This window comes from Streptomyces sp. NBC_01707 (genome assembly GCF_041438805.1).
Lineage (GTDB): Bacteria > Actinomycetota > Actinomycetes > Streptomycetales > Streptomycetaceae > Streptomyces.
Window position 1 is genome coordinate 3,786,216 of sequence record NZ_CP109190.1, and the last position, 22,350, is coordinate 3,808,565.

Annotated in this window: 17 protein-coding genes and 1 pseudogene; 8 read left to right on the plus strand and 10 right to left on the minus strand. The window is 70.8% G+C overall.

Annotation, left to right across the window (positions count from 1 at the left end):
* Window positions 1-8 precede the first annotated feature (8 nt).
* Both OG963_RS16925 and OG963_RS16930 read right to left on the minus strand, forming a co-directional pair.
* Window positions 9-893 (minus strand): ADP-ribosylglycohydrolase family protein, encoded by an 885-nt coding sequence (locus OG963_RS16925; RefSeq protein WP_371126317.1) that lies wholly within the window; start codon window positions 891-893, stop codon window positions 9-11.
* Between the two features lie 233 nt (window positions 894-1,126).
* A complete protein-coding gene (locus OG963_RS16930; RefSeq protein ID WP_093772564.1) occupies window positions 1,127-2,230 on the minus strand; it encodes a ferritin-like domain-containing protein in 1,104 nt (367 codons plus the stop codon).
* Window positions 2,231-2,408: 178 nt separating this feature from the next.
* On the opposite strand from OG963_RS16930, the pseudogene OG963_RS16935 reads away from it, so the two are divergent.
* The 6 genes and pseudogenes from OG963_RS16935 to OG963_RS16960 all read left to right on the plus strand — a co-directional run bounded on the left by OG963_RS16935 (window position 2,409) and on the right by OG963_RS16960 (window position 9,220).
* Window positions 2,409-3,343, plus strand: a pseudogene (locus OG963_RS16935) (diiron oxygenase).
* A 41-nt stretch (window positions 3,344-3,384) separates the two neighbouring features.
* Window positions 3,385-4,137: a TetR/AcrR family transcriptional regulator gene (locus OG963_RS16940; protein ID WP_030915855.1), complete on the plus strand. Its 753-nt coding sequence runs from the start codon at window positions 3,385-3,387 to the stop codon at window positions 4,135-4,137.
* A gap of 34 nt (window positions 4,138-4,171) precedes the next feature.
* Window positions 4,172-4,438, plus strand: coding sequence for a hypothetical protein (locus OG963_RS16945; RefSeq protein ID WP_030915852.1), 267 nt, complete (start codon window positions 4,172-4,174; stop codon window positions 4,436-4,438).
* An 84-nt stretch (window positions 4,439-4,522) separates the two neighbouring features.
* Window positions 4,523-7,213, plus strand: a complete 2,691-nt coding sequence (locus tag OG963_RS16950) for a PQQ-binding-like beta-propeller repeat protein (protein ID WP_371799210.1) — start codon at window positions 4,523-4,525, stop codon at window positions 7,211-7,213.
* Between the two features lie 146 nt (window positions 7,214-7,359).
* Complete coding sequence (locus OG963_RS16955; RefSeq protein ID WP_256223405.1) at window positions 7,360-8,532, plus strand: C40 family peptidase; 1,173 nt, start codon at window positions 7,360-7,362, stop codon at window positions 8,530-8,532.
* Window positions 8,533-8,749: 217 nt separating this feature from the next.
* On the plus strand, window positions 8,750-9,220 hold the full coding sequence (locus OG963_RS16960) for a hypothetical protein (protein ID WP_319738718.1): 471 nt from the start codon (window positions 8,750-8,752) through the stop codon (window positions 9,218-9,220).
* Window positions 9,221-9,581: 361 nt separating this feature from the next.
* Here OG963_RS16960 and OG963_RS16965 read toward each other — a convergent pair whose 3' ends face one another.
* The 6 genes from OG963_RS16965 to OG963_RS16990 all read right to left on the minus strand — a co-directional run bounded on the left by OG963_RS16965 (window position 9,582) and on the right by OG963_RS16990 (window position 16,530).
* Entirely contained in the window at window positions 9,582-10,565 is a 984-nt protein-coding gene (locus OG963_RS16965) for a tetratricopeptide repeat protein (RefSeq protein ID WP_093929384.1), read from the minus strand.
* A 199-nt stretch (window positions 10,566-10,764) separates the two neighbouring features.
* A complete protein-coding gene (locus OG963_RS16970) occupies window positions 10,765-12,012 on the minus strand; it encodes a styrene monooxygenase/indole monooxygenase family protein (RefSeq protein ID WP_030915821.1) in 1,248 nt (415 codons plus the stop codon).
* Between the two features lie 43 nt (window positions 12,013-12,055).
* Entirely contained in the window at window positions 12,056-12,706 is a 651-nt protein-coding gene (locus OG963_RS16975; RefSeq protein ID WP_030915818.1) for an ATP/GTP-binding protein, read from the minus strand.
* Entirely contained in the window at window positions 12,687-13,097 is a 411-nt protein-coding gene (locus OG963_RS16980) for a DUF742 domain-containing protein (RefSeq protein ID WP_030915815.1), read from the minus strand. The genes OG963_RS16975 and OG963_RS16980 overlap by 20 nt, the downstream gene beginning before the upstream one ends.
* Complete coding sequence (locus tag OG963_RS16985; RefSeq protein WP_030915812.1) at window positions 13,097-13,576, minus strand: roadblock/LC7 domain-containing protein; 480 nt, start codon at window positions 13,574-13,576, stop codon at window positions 13,097-13,099. Before OG963_RS16985 ends, OG963_RS16980 begins: the two co-directional genes overlap by 1 nt.
* A complete protein-coding gene (locus OG963_RS16990) occupies window positions 13,573-16,530 on the minus strand; it encodes a nitrate- and nitrite sensing domain-containing protein (protein ID WP_371800301.1) in 2,958 nt (985 codons plus the stop codon). Before OG963_RS16990 ends, OG963_RS16985 begins: the two co-directional genes overlap by 4 nt.
* A gap of 365 nt (window positions 16,531-16,895) precedes the next feature.
* Between OG963_RS16990 and OG963_RS16995 the strand changes: the two genes are divergently transcribed.
* Window positions 16,896-17,681 carry a hypothetical protein gene (locus OG963_RS16995; RefSeq protein WP_371799211.1) on the plus strand — a complete coding sequence of 262 codons (786 nt, stop codon included), beginning with the start codon at window positions 16,896-16,898 and terminating at the stop codon, window positions 17,679-17,681.
* A 122-nt stretch (window positions 17,682-17,803) separates the two neighbouring features.
* Here OG963_RS16995 and OG963_RS17000 read toward each other — a convergent pair whose 3' ends face one another.
* Window positions 17,804-18,301: a MarR family winged helix-turn-helix transcriptional regulator gene (locus tag OG963_RS17000; protein ID WP_371126319.1), complete on the minus strand. Its 498-nt coding sequence runs from the start codon at window positions 18,299-18,301 to the stop codon at window positions 17,804-17,806.
* A gap of 225 nt (window positions 18,302-18,526) precedes the next feature.
* On the opposite strand from OG963_RS17000, the gene OG963_RS17005 reads away from it, so the two are divergent.
* Window positions 18,527-19,375, plus strand: a complete 849-nt coding sequence (locus OG963_RS17005; protein ID WP_093772578.1) for a lysozyme — start codon at window positions 18,527-18,529, stop codon at window positions 19,373-19,375.
* Window positions 19,376-19,748: 373 nt separating this feature from the next.
* Here OG963_RS17005 and lon read toward each other — a convergent pair whose 3' ends face one another.
* Window positions 19,749-22,169, minus strand: a complete 2,421-nt coding sequence (lon, locus tag OG963_RS17010; protein ID WP_030915793.1) for an endopeptidase La — start codon at window positions 22,167-22,169, stop codon at window positions 19,749-19,751.
* Window positions 22,170-22,350: the final 181 nt, after the last annotated feature.

Here is a 22,350-nt window from a genome sequence, read left to right on the forward strand (position 1 = left end):
TGGCCGTCTCAGCTCAGCGGCTCACGACTGCGCAGCCACCGGGCCGGCACTCCGTCGACGCCGGTGGCCGCGGCGACGACTCCGCCGGTGATGGCGCAGGTCGTGTCGACGTCGCCGAAGCCCTCGGCGGTGGCCCAGAGGGCCGCTTCCAGATCGCCCGCATGCCGGGCCGCGGTCCACAGCGCGAACGGGACCGTGTCGTCGGCCCGGATGCGCTGGCCGTTGCCGAGCAGATCGGCCGCCTTCCACGGTTCGGTGGTGAACGGCACGGCCGCGGCACGCCGGATCCCGTCCCGTACCGGTCCTTCGGGCGTACGGTCGGCGACCGCCGTCAACGTGAACCCGCCCCGCACCTGCAGTGCGGCGGCGACGGCCACGGCCACCGCGCCCGCGATGCCCTGCGGGTGGGCGTGGGTGACCTCGGCCGACAACTGCGCCTGCCTGGCTACATGGTCGAGGTCCGCGTGGAACCGGGCGCCGAGCGGTGCGACCCGCATGGCGGCGCCGTTACCGAGGCTGCCGCCCTCGAACAGGTCGGGCGCGAGGGTACGCCAGTCGGCCGGTGCGGTGAGCAGCTCGGGCAGCAGGATGTGCATGCCGTGGCCGTAACCGCGGGCCGGGTCGATGTCGTACGTGAGGGCGAAGCAGGTGGCGAGCCGGTCCTGGTCGACCTCGCCGTGGTCGTCGAGGACGCGCTGCAGGGCGCGGGCCATCGCCGTGTCGTCGGTCCAGTGCCAGACCGGTTCGGCGGGTGCGCGACGGGCGCGGATCTCGTCACGGGCCTGCTGGGGCGAGCGGAAGAGCGGGAACCATCGCTCCCCGAAGGCATCACCGAGTGAGAGTCCTTCGAGGCTTCGGCGGGCGGCCGCCAGGTCTGCGCGCGGGGGCGTCATGAGGGCCATCCTGGCGCCCGGCGGGAGCGGGTGTACATCCCTCATGGACGCGAACGGCCGGCGTCCGGCCCGAGATCTCGAGGAACTGTGCCCCGACATCCGCGCGTCACCGCCGAGGGCGTCGCCAAGACGCCCGCCGCACTGCCGCAGGCGCCGGTACGGGGAGTGACCGGTGGGCGGTCCCGCGGCCGGCCTCCGGACGCCGGCCGCTCGAGGGCCTGGTGGTGGGCCGCCTACGCCGAGCCGTCCGCTATCGCGTCCTCGACCTCCGCCACGCGGGCCTGTTCCTCCGCCGCGAACCGGTCTCGGTCCAGCTGTTCGGCGATCTCCTCGTCCTGGGCCATCAGCAGGTCCAGGTTGGAGTCGCCGAGCTCGAAGACGCCCATGTCGACGTAGGCCTTCTGGAGCCTTTCGCCCCACAGTCCTATGTCCTTGACGCACGGGACTATCCGGCTGAACAGCAGCTTGCGGAAGAGCTGCAGATACTCCGAGTGCTCGGAGAGCTCCTTGGCCTCCTGCTTGCCCACGCCGAAGTTCTGCAGCACCTCGACACCGCTGAGCCGGTCCCGCATCAGGTAGCAGCCCTCGATGACGAACTCCTCGCGTTCGCGCAGTTCGGCGTCGCTCAGCTGCTTGTAGTAGTCGCGCAGCGCCATTCGTCCGAAGGCGACATGGCGGGCCTCGTCCTGCATGACGTACGCGAGGATCTGCTTGGGCAACGGCTTGGTCGTGGTGTCGCGGATCATGCCGAAGGCGGCGAGGGCGAGCCCCTCGATGAGGACCTGCATGCCGAGGTACGGCATGTCCCAGCGCGAGTCGCGCAGGGTGTCGCCCAGCAGGCCCTGCAGGTTGTCGTTGACCGGGTAGAGCATCCCGACCTTCTCGTGCAGGAACCTGCCGTAGATCTCCGCGTGCCGGGCCTCGTCCATGGTCTGGGTCGCGGAGTAGAACTTCGCGTCCAGATCGGGGACCGACTCCACGATCCTGGCCGCACAGATCATGGCGCCCTGCTCGCCATGGAGGAACTGGCTGAACTGCCAGGAGGTGTAGTGCTTGCGCAGCTCCCCCCGGTCCTTCTCGGTCATCTTCGCCCAGTGCGGTGTGCCGTACAGCGTGAGCGCCTCGTCCGGGGTGCCGAGCGGGTCGGCGGGGTCGACCTCCAGGCTCCAGTCGATGCGCTTGTTGCCGTCCCACTGCTTGTCCTTGCCCTTCTGGTAGAGGGCGAGGAGGCGCTCGCGGCCGTCGTCGTACTCCCAGCTGAAGCGGGCGGCGCCGGAGGCGGGCACCTGCCACAGCGGTTCCTCGGGGGCGGTGGTGTAGAGGTCGTGTGTCGACACGGACGGCTCCTTCGCCTCGCATGGTTCGATAAGTTCCGTGGCGGTTACGTCAGTTGGCAGGTTCACACGTTGGTAGACGCCGGGTCAACAAGTCGTGCGCAAGGGATTGACGGCCTTGCTGACAAGCAGTCTCATAAGAAGTGACCGCTGGTAACCCACGTGTGAGGTGCCCTCAGCCATGACGACAGTGACCGAACGCGACGTGCAGACGCTTCGCGACGCACTCGGCCCGCTCCGGGACCGCGAGCAGATCGCCGAACGCCTCCTGGAGTCCTCGGCCAAGCACTCCTTCGACCCGGACACCGAGCTCGACTGGGATGCGGCCGTCGAGGACGGCAAGTGGTTCTGGCCGCCCGAGCTCGTCTCGCTCTACGACACCCCGCTGTGGCGGAAGATGTCCGAGGAGCAGCGGATGGACCTCGCCCGGCACGAGGCGGCTTCGCTGGCCTCGCTCGGCATCTGGTTCGAGATCATCCTGATGCAGCTGCTGGTCCGGCACATCTACGACAAGCCCGTGACCAGCAATCATGTCCGCTACGCACTCACCGAGATAGCCGACGAGTGCCGGCACTCGATGATGTTCGGCCGCATGATCCAGTGGGGCCAGGCACCCAACTACCCCGTTCCGCGCGTCTATCACAACCTCGCACGGGTGCTGAAGACGGTGTCCACACGCCCGGATCGTTCGCCGCGACCCTGCTCGGCGAGGAGATCCTCGACTGGATGCAGCGGCTGACGTTCCCGGACGAGCGCGTCCAGACTCTGGTGCGCGGCGTGACCCGGATCCATGTGGTCGAGGAGGCGCGGCATGTCCGCTACGCCCGCGAGGAGCTGCGCCGGCAGATGGTCACCGCACCTCGCTGGGAGCGTGAGTTCACCCGGCTGAGCTGCGGGGAGGCGGCACGCGTCTTCTCCGTCTGCTTCGTCAACCCGCAGGTGTACGAGAACGTCGGCCTCGACCGCCGCGAGGCCGTCGCCCAGGTGAAGGCGAGCGGCCACCGTACGGAGGTCATGCAGACCGGCGCGAAGCGGCTGACGGACTTCCTCGACGACATCGGTGTGCTGAACGGGGTCGGCCGCAGGCTGTGGAAGAGCTCGGGCCTGCTGGCCTGACCCGGCTCCCCGCGCCGAGGGGACCGCTTACGCTTCGAGGTATGACCTCCGCTGCCGCAGCCCCGCCGAACCGCGCGTACCAAAGGCTCAGCGTCGAGGAGCGCCGCACGCAACTCCTCGGTGCGGCGCTCACCCTCTTCGCGCACCGGGCTCCCGACGAGGTCTCGCTCGACGAGGTCGCGGCGGCGGCCGGAGTCTCCCGCCCTCTCGTCTACCGATACTTCCCCGGTGGGAGGCAGCAGTTGTACGAGGCTGCGCTCCGGTCCGCCGCCGACGAACTGGAGCTGTGCTTCACCGAGCCGCCCGTGGGCCCGCCCACCGAACGGGTGGCGCGGGTGCTCGGCCGCTATCTCGCCTTCGTCGACGAGCACGACACCGGGTTCAGCGCGCTGCTGCGCGGTGGCAGCGTCGCGGAGACGTCCCGGACGACGGCGATCGTCGACGAGGTGCGGCGGGCGGCGGCCGAACAGATCCTGCTCCACCTCGGCCGCGGAGACACGCAGGCACCGGGCCCCCGGCTGCGGATGATGGTGCGCACCTGGATCGCGGCCGTCGAGGCGGCCTCGCTGATCTGGCTGGACGAGGAGAAGCAGCCTCCGGCGGACGATCTGCGCGCCTGGCTGGTCGACCAGCTGATCACCCTGCTCGCCGCCACCGCGGCGACGGACCGGGAGACTGCATCCGTCGTGGCGGAGCTGCTGGCGCTGGAGACCGCCGACGGCCCGGCCGGACGGCTGGCCGCCCGGCTCGTCCCGGTGATCGCCGAAGCGGCGCACCTGCTGCCACCGGACTGAGTACCGGAACACGCCCCTGGGTCAGACTGGGGGCGTGAGAAGTGAGAACACCACCTTCAGGGGCGGCCCGCTGGACGGGCGGGTCCTGCCCGTCCTCGTCGGCGCGACCGGCCATCCGCCCAAGTGGTACGAGGTCCCGGTGCCGGATGCCGACGGCGGACCGGCCACCGTGTACACCTACCGGCGGGTCCCGGCCGGATACTCCAAGCGGCTGGGTGTGCAGCGCGGCTGGGTGTACGAATACGCGCCCGAGGGCCGCGAGCGCCACACTCCCAAGTGGCCCTGGTCGAAACCGAACTGACCCGCGCGCATCCCGGCTGCGCGCACCGGACCCTCTAAGATCGACGGATCCATGGTCACGAGACCGGTCACAAGGGGGTGCGCCATGGAGGCGCTGCGTCAGGACGATCCACGCCGCTTCGGTCCGTACACCGTGGTGGCGCGGTTCCGCGAGACCGCGAGCGCCGTGCAGTACCTCGCGCACGACCCCGCCCTCGACGACACCGTCGTGATCACCGCGGCCCGCCCCGAACTCGCCGCGCTCCCCGCCTTCCGCCGCCGCTTCGAGGCGGAGGCACGCACGGCGGACCGGCTGGCGGGTGGCTGGGTCCAGCCACAGATCGTCACCCGTACGGCAGATCACCGGGACGAGGACGCGGACGGCCCCGCGGACGAGCACCTGTGGACGGCCGCGACGTACGTGCCGGCGCTGACGCTCGCCGACGCGATCGACTTCGCGGGCCCCCTCCCCGAGCGTGCGGTGCGGATACTGGGCGCGGGCATCGCCGAAACCCTCTCCCGGGTGCACGCCACCGGGGCCGTACTGGAAGGGCTCGCCCCCAGGACGGTGCTGCTGGCCGAGGACGGGCCCCGGCTCACCGCCTTCGGCCCCCTGGGCGCGGCAGCCGACGCGGAGGCCCGGGCGGGCGGGCAGCTGTCCGTACGGCTCGGCTATCTCACCCCGGAACAGGTCGAGGGCAAGGAGGCCGGACCGGCCTCCGACCTCTTCGTGCTCGGGCTGCTGCTGGCGTACGCGGCGACCGGGACGACCCCGCTCGCCGACGGGCCGGCGGCGGAGGCCGCCGACCGGATCGCCCGTACCGAACCGGAACTGGACGCGGTCCCGGAGGAACTGCGCGGCCTGATCGCGCGCTGCCTGGCCAAGGACCCGGCCGACCGGCCGACCGCGGGCGCGGTGGCGGCGGAACTGGCACTGGAGGGTGCGGCGGCCCTGGCCAAGGGCGGCTGGCTGCCGGATCCGCTGTCACGGCTGATCATGGAACAGGCCGGACACGTAAGAAAGTTGGCGGCGGATCCGGATGACGGTGCGGCCGACTCCGCCACCGGAACCCCTGTCGACTCGCCGACCCACAGTCTGCTCGGCCCCCTCGACCATGACTCCGCCGACGCGGCCCCCGACGGACCCGCCGACGCCCGGCCCGACACCCCCGCCACCAGGGATGACGACGTCCGGACCACCCGCATCGGCAGTGTCGGCAGCCCCCGTGCGCCGGAGCCCGACCGGCCGACCACCCAGCTGTCGATCCCGCGGGAGCGCAGCGGACCTCCGGCCGAGCTGCCCACGGGTCTGCCACCTGTCGCACCGCTCGTGCCACGGCCTCTTCCCGCTCCCACGACGCCGGCCGCTCCGACACCGGCCGCCCCCGCATCGACCGCCCCGGCAACCACCCCCACCGCTCCCCCTGCCTCCCCTCCCCCTGCCGGCCCGCCCGACGCTCCCGCTTCCGCAGCCCCCTCCCTCGATCGTCGCACCCTGCTCGTCGGTGGCGTCGCGGGTGCTGCCGGGCTCGTCGTCGGGGGCGGGGCCGTACTCGCCTTCAGGTCCGGCGGTTCCGAGGACCAGGACGACGCCAAAGCCGCCCCGGCCCCCACGCGCCCCACCGTGGCCGGGCAGCCGCCGCAGCCGCGTTGGGTGTACACGCATCCCGACGCCGAGCCCGCGCCGCTCACCGCCGCCCTCTGGCTCGACCGACTGCTCGTCCTGACCGGCGACACACAGGCCACCGGGATCGATCTGCGCTCCGGCCACCGCGTCTGGGAGTGTGCGGACGGAGCCAAGGGACAGGCGGCCCTGCCCGCCGGCGAGGATCTCTGCTTCGTCGCCGGGCCGTCCGAGTTCCTCTGGCTGTCGGCCCGGAACGGACAGGTCACCCACCGGGTGGCGTACGAGGACGGGTTCGAGGACACGCCGTATCTGACCGTGTCGGACATCGTCGGCCGGTCCGGGCCGGTCATCTGGTTCACCGGCTCCCACAAGGTCACCGTGAAGGCCAAGAAGCCGAAGAAGGGCAGGAAGCCCGGCAAGGACACCCAGGCCGTCGTGTCGTTCCTGTTCGCGTACGACGTCGTGCAGCGCAAGGAGGTGTGGCGGACCTCCGTACCCACCGGACGTGAATCGGCCGCCCCCGCCTACCGGTTGATCGCCCTGCGGCCGGACGACATCGTCGTACGCCAGACGAGCGCGACGCTCGCTCCGGGAGACGTCAAGGCCGCGAAGGGCAAGGCTGTCTTCCGCTGCTTCGACCGCGAGAGCGGGAAGCTGCTGTGGACCAAGTCGTTCGGCAGGGTCGCGCCGGACGGGGCGGCCGTCGGCGACGACCGGGGTCTGCTCTACGCGGCGGTGGGCGACGACCTCCAGTCGTTCGAGATGCCCGGCGGCAAGCCGGAGTGGACCCTGAACGGCACCGCCGGCTCCGTGTTCGGGACCCCGGTACCGGCCGGAACGCTCCTGCACACCACCAACCGCAACCAGGAGGTCGGCGTGGTCGACCGGGTTACCGGAAAGCTGCGCTGGCGGCGGTCCACGGAGGCGGCGCCCGGCGGCGCCGCCCCCGCCGTCACCGTCAGTCTCTCCGGCAAGACCCTGCTGGCGGCCGGAGGGGCGCAGGTCACCGCGTTCGCGGCGGCGGACGGGCGACGGCTGTGGAAGTTCCAGGACATCGGCGTGCAGGATCCGAACGGGGCCACAGTCACCGCTCCGTACCGGGTGATGGCCTTCGGAAAAACCGCTGTGGTCCAGCGCGAACGGATCTTCTACGCGTTCCCGGTGGCGTGAGCCTGCGGGACACCGGCCTTCCGAGGGAACCCCGCGGCCGCCACGCCGCGGGGTTCTTGCATCACCGGACACCCGGTGACCGTATGGACCTGTCGCGCTCACTCATGGGGTAGTCACGCGATCGCCCCGTCATCGGAGGTGATTCCGTGTCAGGCACGGTCCTGCGCACTGTCTGCTCCGCGGCGCTCGCCGCTCTCGTCATGGCCTCCCCCGCCGTTGCCGCCCCCGTGGCACCGGACCCCGGTCCCTCGGACGTGGCCACCGGCAAGGGCCCCGGCTCCACCAAGAGCATCGCCGAGCTGCTGACCGAGATGCGCACGCTGTACCGGCAGGCGGAGGAAGCCACCGAGACGTACAACGGGACCGTGGCCGAGCTGAAGAAACGGACCGCCGAGGCGAAACGGCTCGGTTCCGCCCTCGCCGCGGCCAGGCTCGCACTGTCCCGCAGCCACGACGAAGCGGGGCGGCTGGCCCGTGAGCAGTACCAGGGGCGGTCCGGCTTCTCCTCGTACGCACAGCTGTTGCTGGCCCGCGATCCCGAGCACGCCCTGGACCAGGGGCATGTGATCCAACGGGTGGCCGCCGGCCGGGCCGCGACCGTGAAACGGCTCACCGACGCAGCGAAACACGCCGACGGCCTGGCCACCGCAGCCCGCAAGGTACGAGACAGACAGCGGGTGCTGGCGGCGCGGCAGAAGAGGCAGCGCGACACCGTTCGGGCGCGGCTGCGGAACGTCGAGAAGCTGCTGGCCACCCTCTCGGCCGAAAAGATCGCCCAGATGTCCCGGCTGGAGCAGCAGGCCACGGAGAAGGCCCAGGGCGCGCTGATCGCCTCGGGCGCGTTGTCCTCGTCCCGGCAGCCGTCCGAGGCGGGCGGCGAGGCGGTGAAGTACGCGATCGGGCAGGTCGGCAAGCCGTATGTGTGGGGCGCGGAAGGGCCGGGGTCGTTCGACTGCTCGGGGCTCACCTCACGGGCCTGGGCGACCGCGGGCCGACCCATTCCGCGGACCTCGCAGGAACAGTGGCGGCGCCTTCGGAAGGTACGGCTGAACACGCTGCGTCCGGGTGACCTGGTGATCTACTTCCCGAAGGCCACGCACGTGGCGATGTACATCGGCAACGGTCTGGTGGTGCAGGCGCCCCGGCCGGGGACCCGGGTGAAGGTCTCACCGGTGGCGTCGAACCCGATGCTCGGTGCCGTGCGACCGGATCCGGAGGACGCGTCGCTGCGCACGTACGAGCGACCGGAGCTGCCCCGGCACGCGTCGGACGGCTCGGACACGGGGTACAGCGCGTCGTCCGCCCCCGGCGACGCGTAGGCCGAGCTCCAGGTTCGTCACGTGAGCACCGCCAGGATTCGGCCCGTCGAACGCGAGCGCTGCCGCCCGAACGGCCGCCGCCCTCTTCGAGGCGACTCAGGGCTCGGCGCTCCGCTGCGTCGCGAGGAAGCCCGGCTCACTGCAATTCGGCGAGTCTGAGGACAAGCCCCATGTAGAGAGGGACGGAGATCGTCAGGACGAGAAAAATGATCACGGTGTGGATCGTGCGATGGTGTCGCGCCCCGAGACCGAGATGAGCGCGCGCAGCCCGACTGACGCGTGGCCCACCTCGCGCGTCACCGCGGGCGTTTTGCAGCGCTCGCGCCAGAGCCCGCTGGCTTCTGAGCGTGGTGAGGCCGACGCGCGCACCGCTTCTGTCACGCACCACGACAGCGCGAAACGTACCGCCGTAGCCGAAGCCGGTGAGCAGTCGGACATCTCTGATGCGCGTGAGATCCACGGAACGCTCACCGGTCAGCGTTCGCGCGATCACACGAGACATCGAACAACGGACCAACCCGGTTTCCTGGCACAGCTCGGGCAGCAGGACGGCCCCTGCGAGTCCGCCGGTCAGAGCGCAGACGACGGACGCGCCCGCCGGAACAAGGCCTGCCAGTGCGAACAGCCACGCCACGAAGGGCGAAAGAACGAGGAAAGCGGCGACGGAGCTCGCGAGCCGTGCCCGTGACCGGGCCACAGCCGGTGCCCTCTCGGTGGAGTCCACGGGAGCAGCGTAAGGGGCGGTCGCCGGCTTGTCCCCGGCCGGGCCGATCAGCTGTCACCGGCGCTTGCGGGGGAAGGCGGAGCCGGTCGGAGCGCCGAACATCTGCGACCGTCCGACGGGAGGATCGACACCCGCGACGTGTTCCGGAACCGCCCGGGCGACACGGCTGTGACAGGCCGCGTGATCCATGCGCGCACCCGCCTACGGATCAGAAGGCTGCAGGTCCGGGTCCTGCTGCGTGCACTCGGCATGGGCCCCGGGGAGATCGTCCCGGGGCCCTCTTCGCTGCACTCCGTGCTGAGATCAGCCCCGGGGTGTCGCGTGTTCAGTTCTCGCGGATACGGCGGGCCTTGGCCACGAGCTCGTCAGGCAACCCCGGCCCCGCGCACGCGTAGTCGATCAGCAGGTCCCGGTAGGAGGCGCTCGCGAGCTCCGGAGCCAGGACGATCAGGGCCCGCAGATCGTCGGACGAGCCGGACAGGCGCGTGCGATAGGCGGCACCCGCCGCGCGCAGGGAGACTTCCCCCGGTTCGTGTCGCAGGCCCTGGTCGACGAGACCCACGGCGGCGGCGAAATCGCCCTGCTCGGCGCGCACGTCGGCAAGGTCCAGACAGAGGGACCAGTTGGCAGGGTCCAGGGCCAGGGCGTCTTCGAAGGACTCCGCAGCCCGGTCCAGGTCGCCCATCGCACGCCAGGTGCCGGCACGGGCGGCCGCGGTCCACATGACCCGATCGACGGCATCGCCGCGGTCGCACAGGGCGAAGGCCAGCTCGTAGCGGCCGCAGGCACGGGGCAATCGGGCCATGGCGGCCAACGACTCCGGCACGGGACTCCGTTCGGACACCACGTCGATGGCATGGAACCACGGCGTGAACCGCTCGCGCATCGCGTCGGTGTCCAGGTCGTGGCCGTAGTCCAGCGTCCGCAGACACGCCTCCGCCAACGCCTCGGCACTCACCGCGCCGAGGAACCGCGCATCGCCGAACCAGGGGACGGTGCCCCATGCCACGTCGGGCCGAGCCCCCGTGACCGAACCGAGGGACATCACCGCGTCGTCCATGTCCCCGTCGAGGAACAGGAAGTACGCCTGTGCCAGCACAGCGCTCAAGGAGCCGTCCCCTTCGAGGCCCTCCTTGAGCTCCGAGCGACGGTCCCGCCACAACTCGGCGAGGGCCGCATGGGGCTCCGGGGCCGCCGGAGCTGAGGCTATCGCCCCCGCCAGGAACTTCACGGCGCCGACCGGGCTTCCGCCGCAGTGCGCCATCACACCGGCGAGAGCGAGTCCCGCTGTCACTGACTGATTCGACATCGCCAGAGAATATCCATGGCCAAGGGTTCTGCGGACCGTTCCGCCTGCGCGGAGGCCGTCAGTGATCCGTGAGTGACGCCGACCATGGGTGCACCCGGTGCCGCTCGACGGCCGAGTGGTCCCTTCGGGGCGTCTGTGGGCCGTCCGAGGACGGCCCACAGCCACCGACGTCGACCGACGCCACCCGCTGCTTCGCTGGTCAGGCGGCCGATGCGGCGCCGGAGACCTGAGCCAGGTACGCGTTCGTCTTCTCCGGGTCGAAGAAGAAATTGTCGAAGTCCGCAGGGTTGTCGAACCCGTTGGCGAAGCGGTCGGCCACCGGCTGGAGCTGGCCGGCGGCGCCGATCAGGTTCAGCACGTGCTCCGGCGGTACGCCGAGCATGGCGTTCGTCCACTTCACGACGTGCTGCGCGGTGTCCCAGTAGCGGTCGAAGGTGGACTGCATCCAGTCCGCGTCGAACGGACGGTCGCCGTGCTCGATGATCGACCGGAGGTACGCGTCGGCGCACTTGGAGGCCGAGTTGGAGCCCTGACCGGTGATCGGGTCGTTGGCGACGACCACGTCCGCCACGCCGAGCACCAGACCGCCGCCGGGCAGGCGGCCGATCGGCTTGCGGACGGTCGGGGCATAACGGCCCGCCAGGGTGCCGTTGGCGTCCGTCAGTTCGACCTTGGTGGCACGGGCGTACTCCCACGGCGTGAACTGCTCCATGAGCTCCAGCGTCTTGGCGAGGTGCTCGGAGGGGTCCTTGATGCCCTGGAACACGTCCAGCGGACCACCCGGGACGCCCTCCCAGAACAGGATGTCGGCCCGGCCGGACGTGGTCAGGGTCGGCATCACGAAGAGCTCGCCGACGCCCGGGACCAGGTTGCAGCGGACCGCGTCGAACTCGGGGTGCTCCGGGCGCGGGCCCATGCCGTGGACGTACGCGACGGCCAGTGCGCGCTGCGGGGCGTCGAACGGCGAACGGGACGCGTCCCGGCCGAACATGGAGACCAGCTCACCCTTGCCCGCGGAGACCATCACCAGGTCGTAGGTGCGGGAGAAGTAGTCGAGGTCGGAGACGGCCGCACCGTGGATGACGAGCTGTCCGCCGCGCTGGGCGAACGTCTCCATCCAGCCGGCCATCTTCACGCGCTGGTCGACGGACTGGGCGAAGCCGTCCAGCTTGCCGACCCAGTCGATGGCGCGCGAGGAGTCGGGAGCGGCGACCGAGACGCCGAGGCCCTCGATGCGCGGGGCCTGGGACTCCCAGAAGTTGAGCTGGAGGTCGCGCTCGTGCTGCAACGCGGTGTCGAACATGCACTGCGTCGACATGACCCGGCCGGACCGGATCTCGTCGGCCGTGCGGTTGGACATCAGGGTGACTTCGTACCCGCTGGACTGCAGTCCGAGGGCGAGCTGGAGACCGGACTGGCCGGCTCCGACTATGAGTATCTTCCGCATCGAGGTTCTCCGTTACGTGTACGTGTACGTGCGCGTGGTGTGTCTACGCGGGTGTGGCGTCAAGAGCGTGGCCCACAAGGGCCAGCAGCGACTCGACGACCGTGATCCTGTTACGCGCGTCCATGATCACAACGGGTACGTGCAGGGGTATGGTCAGGGCCTCCCTGACGTCCTCCGGCTCGAATCCGGGTGTTCCCTCGAAGTGGTTGACGGCCACGATGTACGGCAGTCCGCAGCTCTCGAAGTAGTCGAGCGCGGGAAAGCAGTCGGACAGCCGCCGGGTGTCGGCGAGCACGACCGCTCCGATCGCGCCGCGCACCAGGTCGTCCCACATGAACCAGAAGCGCTGCTGTCCGGGTGTACCGAACACGTACAGCACGAGGTCGTCGTCGAGGGTGAGACGGCCGAAGTCCATCGCGACGGTCGTGGTGACCTTGTCGGGCGTCGCGGTGAGATCGTCGGTCTCCTCGCTGGCCTGGGTCATCAGCGCTTCGGTCTGCAGCGGGGTGATCTCGGAGACCGACCCCACGAAGGTCGTCTTGCCGACCCCGAACCCGCCCGCGACCACGATCTTCGTGGCTATGGGGGCCCTGGTGTGGTCCAGCTGCCATGCCTGCAGTGACTCTTCGGTCTGGTCCTCCGGTCCCGGCTGACGGGGGGCGGACAGCAGCGAGTCAGAGACGGCGGAGTCCATTCAGCACCCTTTCGAGCAGTGCGCGGTCGGGCTGGCCGGTGCCGTGACCGGTCCCGTACACACGGATCTTTCCCTGGTCGGCCAAGTCGCTGAGCAGCACTCGGACCACGCCGAGCGGCATCTTCAACAGGGCCGAGATCTCCGCGACCGTACGCATGCGGCGGCAGATTTCGACAATGGCCTGGAGCTCCGGCATCACGCGCGTGGTGAGACTGCCGTTGGTGAGCTCGCGGCGCTCATCGGGCGCTTCGAGCGCGGCCACGAACGTCTCGACGAGGAGGACGTGGCCGAAGCGGGTGCGGCCGCCGGTGAGCGAGTACGGGCGGACCCTGGCAGGCCGTCGGTCGGAACCGCGGACGGGGAGCCTGCGGGCGGGTTCAGCAGCGGGCATCACTGGGCGCTCTCCATCGATTTGCGCAGTTCACTGCGGAGTTCGGGGGTGAGTACATGTCCGGCACGGCCGACGAAGAGCGCCATGTGGTACGCGATGACGCTCATGTCGCAGTCGGGGGTGGCATGTACGCCGAGCAGGGATCCGTCGCTGATCGACATGACGAAGACGCTGCCCTCGTCCATGGCGACCATGGTCTGCTTGACGCCACCGCTGTCCATCAGCTTCGCGGCACCGATGGTGAGGGATCCGATGCCGGAGACGATGGTCGCGAGGTCGGCGCTGGAGCCCCTGGGGCCGTCCTGCCGGCCCGTCGCTCTGGCTGCGTGGTGGCCGGGGTCGGAGGAGAGAAGCATCAGTCCGTCGGACGAGACGACCGTGACCGAGTGGACCCCTGGCACCTCCTCGACGAGATTGCTCAGCAACCAGTGAAGGTTCCGGGCCTCGGTACTCAGCCCGAATGTGCTGGGCGCAGTCAACTGCGTGCCTCCTCGACTGTGTCCCCCGTGTCATCGGTTCGACCGCCGGAACGGTCTGCCAGCTCGGTGTGGTCGCTCTGTGCGGTGCGTTCGCTCCGGTCGACGCCGAGGGCAGGGCCGGCGCCGACGGCACTGCCGACGCCTTCGGCGATCTCCGCCTCGACATCGCGGCGGCCGTCCTTCGCGCCCTGATGGAAGCCGCCGAGGCGACGGCGCAGCGCTTCCTTGTCCAGGCTGCCCTTGCGCTCGGCGGCAGGGGCGGAGGTGGGCTTCACGACCTTGGGGGTGCGCTTGGGCAGCCCCTTGTCGGTGATGCGTTCGCTCTGCGGTTGCTGCTGTGGTTCCGGCTGCCGGGGGCCGGGAAAGGCCTCCGCGACGGTGGTGACGACCGGGGCGGGAGCGACGAAGGGATCCTGGCCCTCGTCCGCGGTGCGCTCGTGACGGTCGGGGCCGATGGTGTACGGGTCGGAGGCCACCGGGGCCGTAGGGGCGGGCGGGGCGTCCCGGAACTCCGGGAGCCGGACCTGCATCGTGGTCTCGGCCTCGGTCTCGGCGGCGAACGGCTCAGGTGCGAACGGCTCGTTCACGACCGGCTCAGGTGCGGGCACCGGCTCGGTTGCAACCGGCTCGGCCGCAACCGGCTCAGGCGCGGGCACCGGCTCGGCGCCGGTCTCCGCTCCCGCGTCGCGGATCGACTGCTCGGCCGCGGCGATCAGCGGATCACCGGACAGCGCGAGCGTCCGGCCCGGCAGGGAGTTGGAGTTGGCCTCGGCCACCGAGCCCGGCAGGTTCAGCGCGGGCGCATCCCCCGGCACCCGCACCGGCGGCGGGGTGGCGGTCGGCGGCGCCTTCGGCAGCAGTGCCTGCGGCAGCACGACGACCGCCGTCACGCCGCTGCCCTTCTGTTCGCGCAGCTGGACCCGGACCCCGTGGCGACCCGCCAGCAGCGACGTCACCTGAAGGCCGAGGCCCGCTCCGTCCGCGCTCTGCCGACTCGCCTCGAACGACGCCGGGTCCGCCAGCCGGGCATTGAGCTCGCCCATCCGTACGGACGACATCCCGATGCCCTCGTCCTGAATGGAGAGCATCACCTCGCCGGACTCCAGCAGCCAGCCGGAGAGCTGGACATGGGAGTCGGGCGGCGAGAAGGAGGTCGCGTTCTCGAGGAGTTCGGCGACCAGGTGGCTGAGGTCGTCGGCGGCGAAGCCGGCGATCTGGGCGTGCGGCGGCAGCGACTGGATGGTGACCCGCTCGTACCGCTCGATCTCACTGACGGCCGCCCTCAGGACGTCGACCAGCGGGATCGGGCCGGAGTGCCCGTGACCGTGCTCGGCGCCCGCGAGAACCAGCATGTTCTCGCTGTGGCGGCGCATGACCGTCGCCATGTGGTCGAGCTTGAAGAGGGTGGCGAGCCGCTCCGGGTCCTGCTCGCGCTCCTCCAGGCTCTCGATGACACCGAGCTGGCGTTCGACGAGGCCGAGGGTGCGGAGCGAGAGGTTGACGAATGTGTGGTGGACCGTGTTCTTCAGCCGCTCCAGCTGGGCGGCCAGGTCGGCGGTGCGGACCTGGAGTTCGGCGCGCTGGACGGACAGGGCCTCGTGACCGGCGACGAGCTCGCCGCGCTCCTTCTCCAGGTTCGCGAACCGGCCGTTGAACTCGTGGAGCAGTCCCTGCAGCTTGCCGTGCAGAGCGTTGAGGTTCCGTACGACCTGGGCGAACTCGTCGTTGCGGCCGGTGTAGCGGACCGGCTCGGCGGTGCCGGGCTCCGCGGCGAGGCGGGCGGCACCGATCCGCAGGACGGCGAGCGGCTGGGTGAGCGTGCGGGCCACGGCGGTGGAGACGCCGACTGCGATCAGCAGACAGCCACCGAGCAGCGCGATGTGCAGTTCGAGCGCGGTGACGTCGTCGTCACGCAGCTGCTCCAGTCGCTGGATGCGGGCGGTGCCGAGTGCGGACTCGACGCTGCGCATCCGGTCGATGCGGGCGGAGAGTGCCGCCTCGACCTTCTGCCGGTTGACCTGCTGGTCGGAGTCCGACAGCTCGGGGCGGTCCGTGAGCGCGGCGAGGTACTTCTCCGCGCTGTTGACCTCGGGTCCGGTGACGGTGGAGGAGAGCTTCTCGCGGGCGGTGGAGCCCGCGGCCTGGTCGAAGTCCGCGAGCGCGGCGAGTTCCCGGACCCTGGCCTGCTGGGCCGCGGCGCTCAGCTCGTCACGGTTGCGGTCGTCCTCGCTCGGGCCCTCGTCCTGGGACTGCACGGGCAGCCCGGTGAACGGGTCGATCTGCGGGGTGGTGGGCACTTCGCGGGGCACCGACAGCGCGGCGGTCAACAGCCCGCGGGTGGCGGAGGCCTGCTCGGCCGCCTGGCCTAGGGCGAGGGGCGCACGAGTGGCCTCGGACGCGCGCGGCGGAGTCTTCTCGGCCAGTTCGTCGGCGACGTCCTGCAGCTTGGCGATGACCTCGGAGTACGCCTGGTGGGCCGCGAGCGCCGAGCCCTTGCCGGTGAGCGCGGTACGCCGTAGCGAGGGGATCGTGGAGAGGTCGCGGCGCAGCGCGGCGGGAGCCGTGTCGCGGATCTCGTCGACCTGCTGGTCGACGCGCGCGCTGCGGCTGCTGGGTCCGTCGCTCTTCGGGCCGGACTTCTCGTCCCGGCCGCTCGCGATGTAGGCGGTGACCTCGTCGCGCTCGTCCGCGAGAGCGTGCGCGAGCGCCACCGCCTGCTGATTCAGCTCGGCGAGCGTGACCAACCGCTGGGACTCGTTCAGTTCGGAGGAGGCACCGAGCGCCGCGGGCGCGCCCGCGGCGATGACGGTGATTCCGACGACCGCGACGCCGGCGACCAGCCGACTGCGTACGCGTACGGTGCGCCGGGTGGGCTCACCTTCGGCCGGCGGCAGAGGTGTCGCCCCGGAACCGCTTCGCTTGCTGCCCTTGCTCCGAGGCCGCTTCTTCTGCACCGGTGCTCGCAATCTTGACTCGTCCACCCTTGAAGCAGAGGTGACGCTCGGTCATATGGAACGGCACCCCGACCGCCTGGTACGGCTTCTGACCATTCCAGTGCTTTTGAGAGGGGGGTGCGCATCGACCGCTCCGCCACCTGAACGAGTGAACATCACTCCAGAGTTGACGAACAAGTCTCCCCACGCGCGTCGTCGTGCACACGTGGACCGTGGGCTGGAACTTCCGCTCAGCCTTTGGCAGGATGCCCGCCCGCACGCCGCTCGGAGCGGTTCCTTCCGCTCAAGAGGGGCTGCTGACCTGCCCGTACGGTCCAACACCGCACTCGTGCAGGGTCGGTGAAGGCGTCGTGCAGACTTGCCGTATGCGTATCGAACTCACCACCGTCCCCGGTAGCCCCGAGCGCCCCAACGAGGACTGGGCGGCCACCGCACTTCCCGCCTCCGGCCAGGGCGGGACGCTGGTCCTGCTCGACGGCGTCACTCCGCCGCAGGGGGACGACGGTTGTGTGCACTCCGTCCCGTGGTTCACCGCTCGACTGGGCGGCTCCCTGGTCGAACTGTCGGGTTCGCGACGGGATCTGCCCCTCACGGAGGTCCTCGCCGAGTCCATCCGGCGCACCGCCGACGCGCACTGCTCCTCCTGTGACCTTTCTCACGTGCGTACACCTCAGGCGACCGTCGTGATGGCGCGTTGGGACGAACGCGAGATCGAACACCTGGTGCTCTCCGACTCGGTGCTGCTGGTCGAGTCGACGGACAGCTCGGTACGCGCGCTGCTCGACGACCGGCTCGATCGGCTGCCTCCGGGCTCCCTGACCACCGAGGCGATCGCCGACGCACGGGTACGCAACAAGGAAGGCGGCTTCTTCACCGCCGCCGCCGACCCCTCGGTGTCCGCCCGTGCCGTGACCGGGCGGACACCGCGCGCCGAGGTACGGGCGCTGGCCGCGCTGACGGACGGGGCGAGCCGCTGGACCGAGATGTTCCGCGAAGGGGACTGGGCGGCCTGCCTCGGGGTGCTCCACAAGGAGGGCACACAGGGGCTGATCGACCGGGTCAGGGCACTGGAGGACGCGGACACCGAGCGCGCACATCTGCGGCGCAGCAAGACGCACGACGACGCCACGGCGGTCTACGCGGTGCTGTAGGTCGCCCGGGTACGGGGCCGGTCCGGGAGGCTGAAGGGCACCCTCCGGTGGGCGATCTCCCTGGGGCGGGGTCCGGGAGCACCCGGGACCGCCCGGCCGGTCGAGGTCGGGACCGGCTCGAGTCACTCCTCGGCGCGGGTGTTCAAGTGGTGCAGCAGCCGGGCCAGTTCCGCCACCTCGGCCCGGTCCCAGTCGGCGAGCTTGCGTACGTACCGCTCACGGCGGGCGTCGCGGACGCTGCGGTAACGCGCCAGTCCCTCGTCGGTGAGATGGACGAGGAAGGCCCGCCCGTCGGCCGGATCGGGTTCGCGCGCCACCAGTCCGAGGTCCTCCAGGGCGCGCAGTTGACGGCTCATGGTCGCCTTGCCGACCCCGAAGTACGCCGCGAGATCGGTGGCCCGCTGCCGGCCCGCCGACTCCAGTTGCACGAGGAGTCCGTACGCCGCGGACTCCAGGTCGGGGTGGACCTCGCGCGCCATTTCGCCGGAGCTCGACCGCGCCCGGCGCAGGAAGACCGCCAACTCCCGCTCCAGTGCCAGGAATTCGTGGTCCACACCAGTTGCCCCGGTCGCGCCGGGTTCACTACCGCTTCCGCTCCCGTGCACGTCAACACCCCTCATGAGCTTTCCTGCCGCTGAAAGTTTCTTTCACCGCCGGTCATCGCCGCAGCTCCGCCAGTATTTCGCAGGCGTAGACCAACGGCAGCGCCCAGGCCCCCTTCCGCCGCACGGGTCTACGTGCGTAGCGTCCTTCCTGACATGTTCACACCATCGCATGTCGCAGGGGTGCGTCGAGCCGCTCCCCTGGGTCGGCAGATCCCCCCACCGAGACCTCGGAGGCACGCAATGCCCGTGCACAGATCCGGATCCGGAACGACCCGCCGCACACGCTTCGCGGCGTTGGGAACCCTTCTCGCAGCACTCTCGCTTCTGCTCACCCTGCCCGGTGCGGCCACTGCGGCCGACTCCCCCACCGCCACCACCACACCCGCCCGCGGGTCGGCCACGATGGGCATGGGCGTCATCGCCCATGACGGTCAGGGCGGCCTGCCGCGTGACACGCGCGCCGTGCAGACCGAAGGCGTGGACGTCAGCAGTCACCAGGGCAACGTCGACTGGGCGACGCTCTGGAACAGCGGTGTCCGGTGGGCCTACACCAAGGCCACCGAAGGCACGTACTACACGAACCCGTACTTCGCGCAGCAGTACAACGGCTCGTACAACGTCGGCATGATCCGCGGCGCGTACCACTTCGCCACCCCGGACACCACGAGCGGTGCCACCCAGGCCAACTACTTCGTGGACCACGGGGGCGGCTGGTCGCGGGACGGCAGGACGCTGCCGGGCGTCCTCGACATCGAGTGGAACCCGTACGGCGACCAGTGCTACGGCAAGACCGCGGCCGCCATGGTCTCCTGGATCCGCGACTTCGTGAACACGTACAAGTCACGCACCGGCCGCGACGCCGTCATCTACACCGCGACCAGCTGGTGGCAGGCCTGCACCGGCAACAACGCGGGCTTCGCCGCCACCAACCCGCTCTGGGTGGCCCGCTACAACACCACCGTCGGTGAACTCCCGGCCGGATGGGGCTACTACACCATCTGGCAGTACACGTCGTCCGGCCCGTACGTCGGCGACCACAACCACTTCAACGGCGCCCTCGACCGCGTACAGGCACTCGCCAACGGCTGAGTTCCGCCCCGCAGCGCCCCACCGGGCCCCGGTGACGCACCCCGTCACCGGGGCCCGGTCGCGTCCACCGCACCGGCAGGGCCCGGCAGCCCGTCCCGACCGGGCACATCCACAAGGGCCCCGCGCCCGCGGCGCCGGGCATGCGTCGACGCACAGAAGAAGCGTGGCTGCACCTTCGTGACGGTCCCCCCGCCGAGGCCCCGTCCGAGCCGGCGCCGGGCACCGTCCACCGCCCCTGAGCACGGCCCCGCCACCGGCCGGCTGGAGACCGCCGGCACCCGGGGAGATGCGGAACGGCCCGCACCGCCCTCTCGGGGGTACGGGCCGTCCGACCGGCCGCGCACGTCATGCCACGCCCGTCACGCCATGGCGCTCACGCCGCGGCCGGGATCCTCTCCTCCACCCTGGCCGAAGCCGGGGCGAGGGCGATCTCCAGCACCTGACGGACATCCGTCACCGGGTGGACCTCCAGCTTGTCGAGGACCTCGGCCGGCACGTCGTCCAGATCGGCCTCGTTCCGCTTCGGGATCACCACGGTGGTGATCCCGGCACGGTGAGCGGCCAGCAGCTTCTGCTTCAGACCGCCGATCGGCAGCACCCGTCCGGTCAGCGACACCTCGCCGGTCATCGCCACATCCGTACGGACCAGCCGCCCGGAGAGCAGCGAGGCGAGTGCCGTCGTCATCGTGATTCCTGCGCTGGGGCCGTCCTTGGGGACCGCGCCCGCCGGGAAGTGGATGTGCGCTCCCCGGTCCTTGAGATCGGCGACGGGCAGTTCCAGTTCGGCGCCGTGCGACCGCAGGAAGCTGAGCGCGATCTGCGCGGACTCCTTCATGACGTCGCCGAGCTGGCCGGTCAGGGTCAGTCCGGCGGCACCCGTCTCCGGATCGGCCAGCGACGCCTCCACGAACAGCACGTCACCGCCGGCGCCGGTCACCGCGAGCCCGGTCGCCACGCCCGGCACCGCGGTGCGGCGCTCCGCCGGGTCCTGGGCGGACTCGGGAACGTGGTGCGGCCGTCCGATGAGACCTCGCAGGTCCTCGTCGGCGACGCTGAACGGGAGCTCCCGGTCGCCCAGCTCGTGCTGGGCCGCGACCTTGCGGAGCAGCCGGGCCACGGCCCGCTCCAGGTTGCGGACGCCCGCCTCGCGGGTGTACTCGCCGGCCAGCTTGCGCAGCGCCGACTCCTCGAGGGTCACCTCGTCCTTCTCCAGACCGGCCCGCTCCAGCTGGCGCGGCAGCAGGTGGTCCCGGGCGATGACGACCTTCTCGTCCTCGGTGTAGCCGTCGAGCCTGACCAGCTCCATGCGGTCGAGCAGGGCCTCCGGGATGGCGTCCAGGACGTTGGCGGTGGCCAGGAAGACCACGTCGCTGAGGTCGAGCTCGACCTCCAGGTAGTGGTCGCGGAAGGTGTGGTTCTGCGCCGGGTCCAGCACTTCGAGGAGCGCCGCGGCCGGGTCGCCGCGGAAGTCGGAGCCCACCTTGTCGATCTCGTCGAGCAGGACGACCGGGTTCATGGAACCGGCCTCCTTGACGGCGCGGACGATGCGTCCGGGGAGCGCACCGACGTAGGTACGCCGATGGCCGCGGATCTCCGCCTCGTCCCGCACACCGCCGAGCGCGACACGGACGAACTTGCGTCCCATGGCGTGCGCGACGCTCTCGCCGAGGGACGTCTTGCCGACGCCGGGAGGCCCGACGAGGGCCAGCACCGCACCACCGCGGCGCCCGCCGACGACCCCGAGACCACGGTCGGCGCGGCGCTTGCGCACGGCGAGGTACTCGGTGATCCGCTCCTTCACGTCCTCCAGGCCCGCGTGCTCGGCGTCGAGGATCTCCTTGGCGGCGCGGATGTCGTACGCGTCCTCGGTGCGCTCGTTCCACGGCAGTTCGAGGACGGTGTCCAGCCAGGTCCGGATCCAGGAACCCTCGGGGCTCTGGTCGGACGAGCGCTCCAGTTTGTCGACCTCCTTGAGTGCGGCCTCACGGACGTGCTCGGGAAGATCGGCGGCCTCGACGCGCGCCCGGTAGTCGTCGGACTCGTCCTCCGGATCGCCGTTGAGCTCGGACAGCTCCTTGCGTACGGCTTCGAGCTGGCGCCGCAGCAGGAACTCGCGCTGCTGCTTGTCGACACCCTCCTGGACATCCTTCGCGATGGACTCGGCGACGTCCTGTTCGGCGAGGTGTTCGCCGAGCCACTGGATGGCGAGCTTCAGCCGGGCGACCGCGTCGGCGGTCTCCAGGAGCTGCACCTTCTGGGTGGTCGTGAGGAAGGGCGAGTATCCGGAATTGTCGGCGAGCGCGGAGATGTCGTCGATCTGCTGGACCCGGTCCACGACCTGCCAGGCGCCGCGCTTCTTCAGCCAGCTGGTGGCCAGGGCCTTGTACTCCTTGACCAGCTCGGCGGCGACACCGGGAAGCGGCTCGGGGACTGACACGTCCACACGTGTCCCCTCCACCCAGAGCGCGGCTCCGGGCCCGGTGGTCCCGGCGCCGATCCTCACCCGGTCACGGCCGCGGATGAGCGCACCGGGGTCGCCGTCGGAGAGCCGGCCGACCTGCTCGACGGTACCGAGCACACCCGTGCCGGTGTACGTCCCGTCGATCCGCGGCACGAGCAGCACCTCGGGCTTGCCGCCACCCGGCCGGACGGCTGCCTGCGCGGCCTCCACGGCGGCCCGCACATCGGTGTCGGACAGGTCGAGAGGCACCACCATTCCGGGCAGCACGACCTCGTCGTCGAGCGGCAGCACGGGCAAGGTCAGCGGAGTGACCGCGTTGGGCTCAGTAGCCATGATCTCCCCTTCGGCATTCAAGTTGAGCTATGCAGGCTCAATGCTCCTGAGCGCCTTAATGTTCCCGGGGCCGTGTTCGCTCTCAGCGATCTCTCTTCCGCCTCGCCGCCACCTGCGAAAACCCCCTCGCCGCCGCCTGGCGCGGAGGGCCGGCAGGGCCCCACACGGGTGACACGCGCGT

Coding starts and splice junctions, on each gene's coding strand:
- OG963_RS16925 (WP_371126317.1), bottom strand. CDS start 893: ATGACGCCCCCGCGCGCAGACCTGGCGGCCGCCCGCCGAAGCCTCGAA.
- OG963_RS16940 (WP_030915855.1), top strand. CDS start 3,385: ATGACCTCCGCTGCCGCAGCCCCGCCGAACCGCGCGTACCAAAGGCTC.
- OG963_RS16950 (WP_371799210.1), top strand. CDS start 4,523: ATGGAGGCGCTGCGTCAGGACGATCCACGCCGCTTCGGTCCGTACACC.
- OG963_RS16965 (WP_093929384.1), bottom strand. CDS start 10,565: ATGTCGAATCAGTCAGTGACAGCGGGACTCGCTCTCGCCGGTGTGATG.
- OG963_RS16970 (WP_030915821.1), bottom strand. CDS start 12,012: ATGCGGAAGATACTCATAGTCGGAGCCGGCCAGTCCGGTCTCCAGCTC.
- OG963_RS16975 (WP_030915818.1), bottom strand. CDS start 12,706: ATGGACTCCGCCGTCTCTGACTCGCTGCTGTCCGCCCCCCGTCAGCCG.
- OG963_RS16980 (WP_030915815.1), bottom strand. CDS start 13,097: ATGCCCGCTGCTGAACCCGCCCGCAGGCTCCCCGTCCGCGGTTCCGAC.
- OG963_RS16995 (WP_371799211.1), top strand. CDS start 16,896: ATGCGTATCGAACTCACCACCGTCCCCGGTAGCCCCGAGCGCCCCAAC.
- OG963_RS17000 (WP_371126319.1), bottom strand. CDS start 18,301: ATGAGGGGTGTTGACGTGCACGGGAGCGGAAGCGGTAGTGAACCCGGC.
- OG963_RS17005 (WP_093772578.1), top strand. CDS start 18,527: ATGCCCGTGCACAGATCCGGATCCGGAACGACCCGCCGCACACGCTTC.
- lon (WP_030915793.1), bottom strand. CDS start 22,169: ATGGCTACTGAGCCCAACGCGGTCACTCCGCTGACCTTGCCCGTGCTG.